The organism is Flagellimonas sp. L-11 (genome assembly GCF_056857735.1).
The window spans coordinates 60,544-74,409 of the sequence record NZ_JBSXNR010000042.1 but is presented as its reverse complement, the minus strand read 5'-3'; the positions used below and the strand labels follow the sequence as shown (position 1 = coordinate 74,409).

Annotated in this window: 6 protein-coding genes; 2 read left to right on the top strand and 4 right to left on the bottom strand. The window is 42.8% G+C overall.

All coding sequences use genetic code 11. From position 1 onward, the window contains the following. Window positions 1–395 precede the first annotated feature (395 nt). Both AC13CC_RS06635 and AC13CC_RS06630 read left to right on the top strand, forming a co-directional pair. Window positions 396–1,634, top strand: coding sequence for an amidohydrolase family protein (locus AC13CC_RS06635; protein ID WP_326278734.1), 1,239 nt, complete (start codon window positions 396–398; stop codon window positions 1,632–1,634). 131 nt (window positions 1,635–1,765) lie between these two features. Next, complete coding sequence (locus tag AC13CC_RS06630) at window positions 1,766–2,080, top strand: hypothetical protein (RefSeq protein ID WP_482877437.1); 315 nt, start codon at window positions 1,766–1,768, stop codon at window positions 2,078–2,080. A gap of 538 nt (window positions 2,081–2,618) precedes the next feature. On the opposite strand, the gene AC13CC_RS06625 is transcribed toward AC13CC_RS06630, so the two are convergent. From AC13CC_RS06625 to AC13CC_RS06610, 4 genes are all read right to left on the bottom strand, one after another. Beyond that, window positions 2,619–6,278 (bottom strand): alpha-L-rhamnosidase, encoded by a 3,660-nt coding sequence (locus AC13CC_RS06625; protein ID WP_482877436.1) that lies wholly within the window; start codon window positions 6,276–6,278, stop codon window positions 2,619–2,621. An 86-nt stretch (window positions 6,279–6,364) separates the two neighbouring features. Further along, complete coding sequence (locus tag AC13CC_RS06620; protein WP_482877434.1) at window positions 6,365–8,713, bottom strand: alpha-L-rhamnosidase-related protein; 2,349 nt, start codon at window positions 8,711–8,713, stop codon at window positions 6,365–6,367. A 44-nt stretch (window positions 8,714–8,757) separates the two neighbouring features. Next, complete coding sequence (locus tag AC13CC_RS06615) at window positions 8,758–10,428, bottom strand: carboxylesterase/lipase family protein (protein WP_482877432.1); 1,671 nt, start codon at window positions 10,426–10,428, stop codon at window positions 8,758–8,760. A 123-nt stretch (window positions 10,429–10,551) separates the two neighbouring features. Further along, the gene (locus AC13CC_RS06610) at window positions 10,552–13,866 is read right to left on the bottom strand and encodes a glycosyl hydrolase (RefSeq protein ID WP_326278729.1); all 3,315 of its coding nucleotides are present in this window, start codon (window positions 13,864–13,866) and stop codon (window positions 10,552–10,554) included.

Sequence of the window (13,866 nt, the reverse complement as noted above, 5' to 3'; positions counted from 1 at the left end):
GGTATAAATGGCACAATTTCCATTTCTATCATATCTTTGTCAAGTACACTGTACATAAAGGGTTGTTTTGGAATTATTTATGTTTGGCAACACAAATATCCGCAACCCTTTCTTTCGATCCAAAAAAGTTTAAATCACTTCCATATCAAAAAGAGCGTACATAACGGAGCTCAAAAAAAAATGTCGAACAGAGCTATGCCAGAGGCGACGACGTAGATGATATACCTTGACCGTCCTATCCACTTAGCACTGTATTGGAACTAAGTTTATGTGGCACTGATTTTCCGTAAAATTCTTATATTTAAGACCATATCCCCCAGAGACTTATTGAATTACAGAAATGCCATGCCTTGCATTAAAAACAGAAGACTTGGGCGTAGCCAACCTATTTGGTGTTGTATGCAGAAGAAAATTGGATTAATAAACAAGTTGAGCCACATAGAACCAATATTTATGATATGAATAAATTGCTGTTTTTCAGTCTAATAGCTTTAATTCTGATGGGCTGTAACAAACCGCCAAAGTATGATTTAGTCATTGAAAAAGTTAATTTATTTGATGGCTATGAAGACCTAGGCACTGTGAATGTGGCTATAAATGATGATACAATAGCCGCAATAACCGCAAAAAAATTACATGCAGGTTCAACTATAGACGGGTCAGGTAAATTCATGATACCTGGACTAGTCAATGCCCATGTACATGCCAATAGTTTGGAAGATTTAAAAGAAGGCTACCCTTTAGGTATTTTGACTCTTTTGAATATGCATACAGGATTGGAAGAAAGGGAAATTGGCTGGAAAACAATGACAAAAGATTCAATCGGTTTTTCCACTCTTTATGGAGCTGGTCATGCAGCCACAGTACCAGGTGGGCATCCTACTCAATTCAGCCCAGATATGGAAACAATTAATGACTCGCTTTCTGTTGAGGACTGGATAAATCATCGAATCTCCAAAAAGGTTGATTACATAAAAATAGTTCACACTTTAGGTGGATGGATGGATGAGCCAACAGCCCCAACTTTAGACTATGATAAAATTAAGAGGCTTATAGGACTCGCACATAGTAATGGATTCAAAGCTGTGGTGCATGTCGGGGAAGTTGAAGAAATGGAAACCATTGCAAAATTTAAACCCGATGGTTTTGTGCATATGCTGAGTATGAAAAAAGATATTCCAGTCCCGGACAGCTATTACACCACAATTTCGTCTAGCGGTGCTTTTGTTGTACCTACTGCAGGTATTAATTTAAAATCGATGGATGGACTTCCTCCGTTTATGCGGGAATGGATATCAAATAATCTTTTAGACGCAACTGAAAGTGCCGAAATAATAAAAAAAATGTATGAAGCTGGGATATTGATTGTGGCAGGTACTGATGCACAAGAAGGTCAAATGAATTTTGGGGAAGATTACTTTTTGGAGCTAGAGCTATACAAAATGGCAGGATTGTCCAACATTGAAGTACTTAAAACAGCAACTGGAAATGCAGCCAAGGCTTTTGATTTACCTATTGGAGAAATTAAAAAAGGAAGTAAGGCAACTTTTGTCCTTCTCAATGCAAACCCCTTAAATGACCTTGCAAACCTTAGAAAAGTTGAACAGGTTTGGAAAAATGGTAAGACCAATTAATAAGTTACTGTATATGTCAACTAGGTTATAATTAAAGTGGCTTATATTAACCGTTTGAAGTGGTTCTCGGTATCCGACCGAGCCAGATAGAGCGCAATGATGTATATTTAGAGAAAACAAAGACCATCCCTATGCGAGCGATCCTTGGTGAAATTTTTGTCCATGATCCGTCCCAGCCCGTTTATACCAAGGAAGCGCTATTGCGGTTGGACATGAAGATGGCCTTCATTCAGCGTTTGGCCCGTCACTTAGGACTGCTCTTCATAGATGGGGAGGCTTCGGAAGGCAATCTGTGCTATGCCTTTGAACCAGGGCTGAACCCAGATTATATCAGCTCATTTACAAAGGTGGACATCAAGAGGTTTCTCGAAAGGACCTTGACAGCCTCCCGTTACCATATGGGAAGGGATGCCGTGGAATTCCCAAAATCCCTGCATTTGGAATAACATCCGCGTGAAAAAACCAACACCCGGACAAAATTATGAAGAAAAGGGACAAGCCCAAATGGCTAGGATTGTATCCTTTTTTTGCTTTCCATACCTTTTTATCCTAGCCCTTTTGGTCAAAGGCCTCCAGGTTGAAAAGTTGCAACAGTATGTCCGACCATTTCACCAATACAACCTTTCTTATTGAATTAGGGTGGTTTATTTGTTGTTCACCACGAAAATGACACGGCATTAAACCATATAAATTACCTGAATTAAGGGTATTACAACCATTATTACCGGATTGACATTCAGTACTTTAATTTTTGAAAGTCAATCAACTATATTGCTGACAAAATATTGTTTTAAATGAAGAATATCCTTTATACAAATAGAGTCTCCAAGTATTTTAGCCCAGGCGATCATGAGCTTATACACCCACTAACCGCAATCTCCCCATAACTTTAAGTACCACAATGTAGCATATGATCTTCTCTTGGAATCAACGCATCTCTCTAATCAGAAAAGTTAAAGGTCAATCCAATCAAAATGGTTGCTGCTAGTATTGGATAGTAAATAAATAACTTCCAGATTGCAATTCCATGGTAAGCCATCCATTGGTTTGATTTATTTGTCCAATACCCTCCTTAGCTTTAAGTTTTTTTCCAGATTCCTTCACCTTTTTAATAGAGGCGGCTTTTAATGTTAAAGTTGCCGTGGTGTTGGCCGGTACACTTACTCTATATTCCCATCCTCCATCAATCAGTTTCCACTCGCTTTGTATTCTTCCGTACATGGAATCGTAATATCCCTTGGCATAGGTCATTTGACCCGTGGGATCGGGTATGGGTTCCAAAATAAAGTGTTTAAAACCAGGATGGTCGGGATCTCTTTGGATACCTAACGAGTAATTGTACATCCAAGCTGCAACGGCTCCAAAAGAATAATGGTTAAAAGAGTTCATACTGTTATTGCCCCCAAATCCATCTTCAATGGTATAGGAATTTAATCGTTCCCAAATGGTAGTAGCCCCATTGACCACCGGGTAAAGCCAAGACGGATAGCTAGTTTGCTGTAATAATTTATATGCTGTTTCGTGCCTTCCGTTTTCGGAAAGTGCATGGTTCAAAGAGGCAGTTCCAATAAAGCCCGTCATCAAGGAATACTCGGGTCTTTCAACCCCAAGTTCGTCCACATTGCTACGGACAATGCTTTCCACCAATTGATCCACGGCTTTTTCTTTGTTTTGATCATTAAATGCCTTTAAATGCAGTGGTATGGCATAAGACGCCTGGGTATCCACCAAATCCCCTTTTTTGGGTCGGTCTTCCTCTGATGGCGGTGGGCCAAACCCTTGGCTTACAAACCCGGAATGCACTGTTTCCCCTGTGTTTTGGTTGATATATGTTTGGTTAAAAAATTTCTTTTTTTGCTGGTATTGCGTTTCGTAGTTAGAAGCATCGTTGGTCTTCCCGAGAATGGAAGCGGTCTTCTTCAAGATGTCCAAATTGTACAGATGATAAGCCGTCCAAAACAAGGTATTATCATTTTTAAACCCTTCTGGACTCAACCAATCCCCTAATGGACCTTCATTCAAAATTCCAGATCCTTTATCAATTTTGGAGTCCAAAAATCTCACATAGCGTTGCATGGCTACGTAGTTTTCCTCCAAGACCTTGACATCGCCATATTGTTGGTACATCTCCCAAGGTATAACAATACCTGCGCTTCCCCAGAGTGTTCCTCCAAATCCACCACCAACAGGTGCCACATCGGTAAACCTGCCATCCGCTCTCTGAATATCGCGCATAGACACTAAGTGGCGCCTTAAAAAGGGTTCCACGTTGGCCAAATAGGTAGATGCCTCTGAAAATACATTGATGTCACCACTCCAGCCCATTCGCTCATTCCTGGCCGGGGTATCCGTGGGTATGGAGAGGAAATTGCCCCGCAAGGACCAGGTTATGTTTTTCCAAAAACGATTTACAAGTTCGTTCGAGGTTTCATAGTGGGATGCCAGTTCCTTTATGGAACTGACCACTTTTCCTTTTACGCTGCCAAGTGGAAGTACTTTATCAACACCTGTTACCTCCAAATATCTAAATCCATGGAAGGTAAATCTTGGACTGATTCTTTCTTCTCCCCCTTTTCTTATATATATGTCTTGTGCCAGTGCCGCCCTGATATTTTCAAGCATCACCATACCAACATTATTACCAGATTCCTCAAGATCGGGGTAGGTTACCTCGGCATAACGGAGTGTTATGGTATCTCCTGCTTTTCCTTCAGGTAAATCAATCTCCGGAAAGCCCACCATGTTCTGTCCCATGTCGTAAACAAAAACGCCTGGCCTGACTTCTTTTACCGCTTTGGGCATCAAGGTTTTTACTATGGATGGGTTCTCCCCTATTTGCCCAACCAATTGCATATCGTCATAATCCAGCCCTTCGCCTATAAAAGCGGTTCCTTCGAGTGGAACCTCGCTGGCAGATTTCCAAGAAGAATCATCATAGGTTGAAGTGGACCAATCTTGAACGGCCCTCTCTTTGTTGGCATCATAGACCTCGCCCTGAAAGAAGCTTCCATAACGTACGGGACCATCAGTGAACAACTTCCAATCCGTTGTATTGGTGGTCAAAATTTGTTCCGTTCCATCAGTATAGGTGACAACCAATTGACCAAATAAGGACTGTCTGTCCCCAAAATAGTTCCAGTTTTCACCACTATAGGTAATATTGCCGCTCCACCAGCCTTCGCCCAACCAAGCACCAATTATGTTTTCCCTTTCTCCTGATTTCAATAGGTCGGTAAGGTCATACGTTTGGTACATGTGGGTCTTGTTGTACTGCGTAAGTCCGGGGGCAAAATAGCTGTCCCCAACGCGTTCTCCATTAAAGTAAATTTCATAGATACCCCTTGAGGTAACATATAATCTGGCTTTTTGTATCTCCTTATCTTTTACGGTAAAGCTTGACCGTAACATGGGAGCGGCATTTTTACTTGGGTCGGCCAAAATGAGCGCACTTTTATCATCGCCATCAATACTGTATCCTTCTGCGGAAACTGTTAATTGGTCAGACTTGGAAGCGGTACTAAAAACACCCAAATAGGAATCTGAATCTTTCAATTTTTCATGAAACAAAGTATTGGAAGGTTGACGGAAGTTCTTCACTTTAAGTTCGGATATCACCATTTTTTGGCCCTTTTTGGCCCAAAAACCAATGTCTCCCACCATAGGGAAACTGATGTAATTGTTGCCCCTGCCCACTGGGTTGAGATTAAACCCTTGGCTCCCCCAAGGTGAAGGGTTTTCCAAATCGGATTTGGAAATCCTGTTCTGCTTTTCCCTGCCATCCAAGTAAACATCAAATAACCCAAAGTTGCAGTCTATATAAAAAGTATGTTGTTCGTATTTATTCGCTTCGTTGACCAACGACTTTGGTATGGAGAAACTAAAAAGTGGTGCATCTTTTGAATCCCCAGTATCGTAACCTACTCGGTAAACATGCAATTGTGCGCGTTTATTTTCTGAACCGTCCACTTGGGAAATATCCAATTCAAACGCGATAAAGCTTTCATCCAAGCCATTTTCAACACCTTGGACGTTCAAATCCCTGTTCATCAATCGTTTGTCATTGGCACCAAATACAAAAGCACCTTTTGTGGATTTTGATTTTTCATCCAACTGTATGGCATATTCCAATTTATATACGGATATATACTGGGAGTAGAAAACCAAATCCTCATCGTCCCCCCCTATCCATTGTGCTCCATTCCAAGCTTCGGCATTATCGTCGCTTTCCAAGAGACCGGTTTCAAACCAAGACTCCCCCTCGAAAGTGTTTCCTTTTTCGTCCCAAACCGTGATTTTCCAATTGTATCGAGTTCTTGCTTGTAGCGTTTCACCGCTATAGGCTACCCCTAAAGATTCGGCATTGTTTTGTCGTTTGGAATCCCAAACCAAGTCTCCATCCTCATCGGTTACAACAATTTGATATGCTCGCTGCCCATATCCTCTTTCGTTATCGTCGGCCTTCATCTGCCAACTGAAATTAGGATTGGAAATATCGACTCCCAAAGGTTCTTCCATATAGTCCACTCTTAAGTTTTCTATGGAAAGTTGGCCTATGGCCAAAAAAGAAACATTAAAAAGCAGCAGAAAAAGAGCGAATGTACTTTTTCTCAAAAGGCTCGATTGCCTTTGGTTATAATTATCCATCCAAGTTTGTTTAGTTTTCTATCCAATTATAAGGTATAACTCCCAAATAACCATTCTTATCTGTTCTGACGACAAATATGCTTTTTTTATAGGTTGAATGTGTTGGTTCCAGACTTGATCATAGTACTTTTTCCTTGCCAAACAAGCTCACCTGTCACACCATCCGGCAAGGTAATCGTAGCCTCTAGCTTTTTACCTGACTTCTTGTAATCCACGGATATCATTCCTGCAGGGTGAGGCATTTCTCCTCCAATTTTTTTAATGTCACCTAAATTTGGGGCAATCCTTACGGTTTTAAAGTTGGGCGAAGCACTTTCTATCCCCAAGAGAATTCTAAAAAACTCAATGTTGGGACTGGAACCCCAAGCGTGACAATCGGAACGAGTGGTTTCCACTTGCGAGGTTTCCCCCCATGTGGTCAACCCTAATTCCATATTCTTTCTCCAAACATCCAACCATTCCAAATATTGGTCGCCATATCCTGCCTCATTTAAGGCCAAATGCAAATAGTAACTAAAATAAATGGAAGTTGGTGCCAAAGACTCATTCTCCAAAAGGGATTTACCAATGGCCTTTTTGGTATCCTCATCCACGATGTTGGCTAAAATGGCCAAAGAATTGGCATGTTGGGAATACTTTTCTTTAGCCGGGGTATCGGCGAACAATTGTTTGGATTCGTCCCAATACTTTTGTTTAATGGTTGCTGTCAATTGATCGGCCATGGTGGTATACAGCGTTACAAATTCAGGTTTTCCCAATTCTTTTTCTAAAGCAATCCCTGATTGTAAAGCATGTAACATTTGAAGGTCCAAAGCCGCGGATGAACCGTCTTCAGCCATTGGGGCCATACCAAAGTTCCATTCCGGTACCCAATCGGTGTAATTCCACCCGGGAACATTTTTCAAAGAACCATCATCATCCAAATAGGTGATAAAATAGTTCAATACTTGACGGGAGCCCATCAATTTTTTGGCGATAAAATCAGCATCACTACCGTACATCATATAATCATAGAGCATGCTCACATACCACAAGGAATAGGTTGGAATGACTTGATCTTGTCTATCTGGATATCTGCTCAAGGTATGTCCGTTGGGTTGTCTTGAATAATCAATCAGATTAATGGCATTTTTGATCAAACGATCATCACCACTATTGTAAAAGGAAACAAAATGTTGAATCCTGGTATCTCCCACATACTGTAACCTTTCGTAATAAGGACAGTCCATATAGGTGTCCACGGCACAAAGACGTGCTGTTCTCCAACCTATTTCCATCATATCGGAAAGCTCTTCCCTATCGGAGATTAAATTGGCCTTCATTTGGAAAGGATATCCTGTGAACGTACCATGGACATCATTGATAATCAATGCCTCATCTTTGGTCTTCACATCCAACTCAACATACCTGTAGGTTCTATAGGTCAATGAGGTATATTCTTGATTGGCCATACCATTGGAAATGATACTGTCCCTTCTTCCGGTCATGGTCTTGCCTTCGATAATATCACGATTTCCTTTGGCTCCCTCGCTATCGTAAAGTCCCTCGGCATATTGAACCGTGATCACACTATTTTTCCCTCCACTGAACAATAGGGTCAGATAAGCATTGGTCAAATGTTCCTGGTCCAATAATATTTTGATGTGCGAATTGGCATCCACTTTAATATCTGTGGGGTTTTCTGGAAAAGATGAAGGAACTTTCACCCCTTCCGATTTTCTTACCGTGGCCAAACGCTCCTTGGTCAATTCCATTTCGGGTAAAATTGATGGTACCAAGTTCCACCCTTCTTGTTGCCTGAATCCAAAACCTTGCTGTACCGCTTCAAAAACAGTAGCGGCCAAAGACCATGAACTATCGTCAAAATCTATGGCTTTCCAATGGGTTAGCGTTTTGTTCATATCTATAAAATCTCCTGCTCCGGCAGCGTAATATCCTCTAATATGCTGTTCCAGAGGGGTATAACTTTTATCCTCGATAACCTTCCAACTTTTATCGGTATCCACCACTTTGGCCAACTCGGTTTGTCCTTGCACTATCAAGGCAGTTTTATAGGAAAATTGAGCTACAGCACGCAAATCGGCTTCGTTCCACACTTTTACGGCCAAGGTATTTTTCCCTTCTCTTAAGTGTGAGGCTATATCCACAGTTTGGTAATTCCAATGTTTGATATCGCCCCAGTTGGGCCCAACAGAGGCAAGGGTACCGTTTACAAAAAGTTTGTAGCGGTTATCCGCCGAAATACGGATGGGAAATTCATTTGGAGCCTTATCCAAATTGAATGATTTGCGGAAAAGATACATTCCGGCCGCTTCGGCATCGGAACCTCCAAGGGTAATCCATGTTGCCGTCCATTCGGGTTCGGCATCGGATCTACGCTGCCCCATTAAGGTCAGGGTCGAAAATAAAATCAGTAATGTTAGAAAGTTTCTCATGTTGTTTGTAAATAGCTTAGAATTTATATGCTGATCAATCGTGTTTATGGCAATCGTCCAATTTCTCGCCACATGGCCAGTTCTTGGGAAAATCTGTTATGTATCACCTTACATTTTGTGTCGATACGCATGGTCGGTCTTGTTTCCAAATTATAAGCAGGCCAATGGGGTAAATCCGTTGCATGCGGTATCCCTGTTTTGGCAAAACCCGTCCAATACGCGGCCATATTGTGTGAGGCAATGAAACGCTCCGGCCTTCCCCCTCCAAAAAAACTGGGTTGGTCGGGTTCTCCATCTTTGGGCGGCTGCTCATTGTTGAATTTAAAGGAAATATCCATGGCATGGGGCGTTCCCATGGGGTAATCGGTTCCGGGGATCAGTTTTTCGGATTTATATCCAAAATTGTACAAAAACACGGGTGCCCCAGCTTGCTTGGCCTTCCGTTGTGCAATTTCAATGGATCCCAAGCCCATCATCACAATGGAAGAAACGGCTACAAAGATATCCGCTGGGGATGCCTCGGGCCGTGCTTTTTTATAGGTTTCGATAACTTTTGAGGTATCCGCTCCAAACTGGGGCTCCAACCTGGTTTGTAATCCCCCAAAATCGAGTGTGGCAAATTCCGTGTCCTTTCGTTCCCATGCAAAGAAGGTATATTCGTCCTCGTTCCAACCGACCATCAAGGGTTTGTCCTTGGAAATATTCGGCGCGGTAGGATCAAATGGGTGATTTGGAAGCACCGTGCCGTCCACCACAGGGCCAAAACCACCAACGGTGGGTTCCGTTAATCCTCCGGTATGTTTCTTTTCTTGGAATGGTGGCACAAATGGAATTTTAGCCTGGACCTTCAAAATTTCATCCGTGGGGACCTCCAACAGTTTTTTCCAAGTGTTTTTTGTGAGACCAAATTCCTTAAGTACCAATTCAGTATTGCGAGCAGCCATATCCTTTGTAAGCATACGGACACCAGGCCCACTTTCTATGGAGGCCTTATTGAAATATGGTGATGCATCGGGCATGGCATACAAACAAGAGGTTTTTGCCCCGCCACCAGATTCACCAAAAATCATCACATTGTCCGGGTCACCGCCAAATACATGAATATTTTCATTTACCCATTTTAAGCCTTCGGTAATGTCCAAAAGCCCCATGTTTCCAGAACCGGCATAGTCAGGTCCGCCTATTTCATCCAAATACATAAAACCCAGCATGCCCAAACGGTGATTGGTCTCCACGACCACCACATCAAAATTTCTTGCCAAATTGGCTCCATCTTGCCCGGCAGAGCCTCCTGATCCGATTACAAATCCACCCCCATGGCTATAGAACATCACCGGACGTTTTTTATCATCATTGGCCGGAGTCCAAACATTTAAAAACAAACAATCTTCCGAAGGGGCAGGCTCGTTTCTTCGAGGGGCTTGAATGGCAGGTGGTCCCAATTCAAAAGTATCTCGAATCCCTGTCCAAGAAGCCAATGGACCCGGTTTGCGAAACCTACGGTCACCGGAAACTTTTCCAGCATACGGTATACCTTTAAATATGTTCACACCTGCCGAACGCATTCCTTTTATCTTTCCTTTGGAGATTTCGGCTTCTACCCACTCCTCAGGTATATCCCATCCGCTATACCCAAAGGGTAACATGGTACCTGGAAGAAGCATCAATGCTGATGATGCCCCCACTGTTCTAATAAAATTTCTTCTTGTATTCATTGATACTATTCCTTCAACCAGTCTAATTCTATGTTCGACCAGTCCTTTAGTTTGTGCCTACAGAGTGAAATATATCACTCACTTTTTTAGCCATTGTAACTGTCCCGACAATTTACAGCTTGCTCAATCTTGACGCAAAATTTTGACCTCACCCAACAAACCAGATTCAAGTAATGGTTCCTGACCTTGATAAAAAGGCATGGTGGTAAAGGTTATTTTTCTTTGAATATCTGGTTGGGCATCCCCTATCAATCGGTTGACCCAAACATTGGTCACTGCAATTTCCAGTTGATTCTCGCCATTTTTTAAGGCATCGGTAATTGCTATTTGGAAAGGTGTTTTCCAAAGTACACCGATTGGCTGTCCGTTCAAGGTGACTTCGGCAATATTCTTAACCTTGCCTAAATCCAATATAAATGATGCTCCACCATCTGTTTTATCAAAATCAAAGGTTTTGCGATAGGTAGCCGTACCAGAAAAATATTTTATGCCCTCAACCTTGTTTTCCGTCCAAGATTGCAATGCATCAAAAGTTACGGATGCAGGCGCTCCCCTCTTTTCTTGGAATTCTACATCCCATTGCCCCTCTAAAGTTAGTACTGGCGCTTCGGAAATCTGCGGTATGCTTAAACTTTTTTGATCTGTATCTTCAGCAAAAAGTATAAAATAGGCATCCCAAGACTCAAAATCAAGCTCTACCCATGTAGTTTCGCCTTCCATAGCATAGCTAACATCGGAAATTGTTCCTGTTTGCGGATGCCAAAGTTTGGGTTGTTTGCCCGTAACCCTAAAACCTATTTTTGCCGTTGTAGGCTCAAGATTGCGGTTGTTCAACCAATAGATATGTGAATCACCGGAAGCTCGGTGACGGAACAAGATTTCATGATCGGTTTCGGTAATCTGGACATCGGGTGCAATGTCCAAACTTACATTTTCCCCAACATTGGGCTTTGCCCAAATTTCATCAGCAAGGGATTGAAAAGCTGAAACGTCATCCGACAAACTTGGTGTGGTCAAGGGCTTGGTTCCTTTAATTTTTACCCCTGCGTTGGCCAATTCTGCCAATTTATTCAACACGGCCATCGACATTTTTTGTGTTCCCTTGTCCAATTGGAGTATTTGATACCTAACACCACTTAGCGCCTTTAATTGACCATCTTCAGCTGAAATGGCTTCTTGCAAAATGGTTGGACTGACAAAATCAAACTCATGCCCTTTTGCAATGTCCGGCAGGCTTTCTTGGGTGATATGGGTAACATTGTCATTTTCACCATAGAGATAGAGCACATCCGCCACATTTTGCCCTTGCTGTAATAGATAGCAGCTTCGCGACAGATAACTTATCCAAGATTGAGCACCGGCACCTGACCACGTTTCCTGCCTTGTAAAATATTGACCAAAGGGACCCAAGGAGAAACCTGGCATCTTATCATCAAGTGGTTGGTGTACCGAGGTATGTATGACAAATCTATTAAGCCCAGATGCCAACTCCAGATCGGCTGTACGCTTTAACTTTTCGGGATGCCAAGAAAATCCATTTTGAATGGAGGTCATGGATTCTGCCGCCACAAATGGTTTTCCGTAAATGTTTGCAACAGAGGCAGACTCTCGGATATCTCCCTCACTACGCACTTCCTCATCCATTCCTCCCGCCAAACTACCAGGGGTCCACATGGCACTCATGGGTATATCGGCATTTCGTTTGACATCCATCCCATCGGCCAAAAAGATACGGTTGCCTTCATGGCTTTCGGTATAACGTTTCATGCCACGTTTATGGAGCTCCTCTCCAATAATATCGTAATGGTTGTCAGAAATCATTTCACCAATGGTCTTTCTAAAATCCCAAAGAAACCTTTCCGATGCCTCCCTGCTTTCGATTACTCGACCGGTAAGCACAGGGATCCAAGTTCTCATATCATAGCCCCTACGGGATGAAAACTCCTCGAACATATCGTGCGTCCAATTCATGTGGCCCGCTTCATAACTATCCAGAATGACATAACCCAAACCGGACTCGCCCATTTGGCCTCCAGTGGCATCTTGGTACAGATCCAAATAGTGGTTGATGTACTTTCGTACTGCATCTTCATCCAATTTATCCACTTCCAATCCAGTGGCTTCCGGGGATGCCGGATGGTTTTCACGCCCTGTTAAAGAGTATCCCAACCTGATGATCTTCCAGGTACCTTTGGGCACCTCCCAAACTAAGGTTCCATCACCCTGAAACTTGTCAGTTAAGTCAATTACATTTTCTTTTCCAATGGCATCTTCATCATTCCCGCTGTCCACCGAATCGGATTCCTTCCATGCCGTAAAACCTGCTTTGCCCTCATACCTGTCCACTCTTGAAGTATTGGTTAAGACAAACTCGGCGACATCGACGCCCTCTGGTTTTGGTTCGCTCACTACCCCGAACAAAGCTTCCATTCCCGGTGGGGAAGGAGGCAAAGTTTTGTACACAAAACGCCAATACTTGGCTGTGGTCGGAGGAAAAGAACCTGTGGTCTGGGGAACAATACTCCCAGGAATGTCTACTAATTTTTTAAAGGTAACCCCATCGTCACTGATTTCAATGGACCTATTTTGAGGCATGCCCCTAAATACGGCCATTGAGCCTATTTTTGCCCCCACCACGGAATAACTTTTAAAGGATACGGGTTCATTAAACGCATATTGAACCCAAGTCTTTTCGCCCACTGCTGCCGGGGGCAAGAAGCTTCCGTTGTGCAAATTCCCATCGGTTAGGGCATCCAGTAAAAAGTTTCCGCCACTTGAGGTTACACTGGGATTCAGTTCGGACAAGGAAACTTCTTCTTCCGGAATTTTGTAAGCAATCACCGCGGCATCCTCATAAAACTGGGGAAGTTCCCTTTGTTCACCATCCATACTAAAGCCTGTTTCTGGCGGAACATTTTGAAATGTACTTGTCTCTTTTGGCGGTTCCGGTAATTTACTGTTAAATGTATCGCCTCCTTGCACCTCAATTTCTGACCAAACATATTTTTTCATGCCATCCCTGGGTTCCACCCACGGACCTCCGGTCTCGGACCATCCCGGAGAACCCGCAATGGCCATTTCAAAGTCTTTTTCAATGGCTAAGTCCGTAGTGAATTTAAAGGCCTCTTTCCAATCCGGGGTCATGAACACCAATTTTTCATCGGTGACCAATGGAGTGAACAGATTGGCATCAAAATTTTGAAATCCGCCTATTCCGGTACGTTCCATCCAATCCAAATCTTTTTGGATGCCATCTTTGGTGACATTACCGTTCATCCAATGCCACCAAACCCTTGGCTTGGCTTCATTCGGTGGGTTCTTAAATCCTTCTTCCAATTGAACTGCATCAAAGGTAGGAGCTTCCTCTGTCTTTGGTCCACAGGATATCATCAGAAAAGCCAGTGAAAAGTATATGGTAAAATGGTTTGTGTGCTTCAT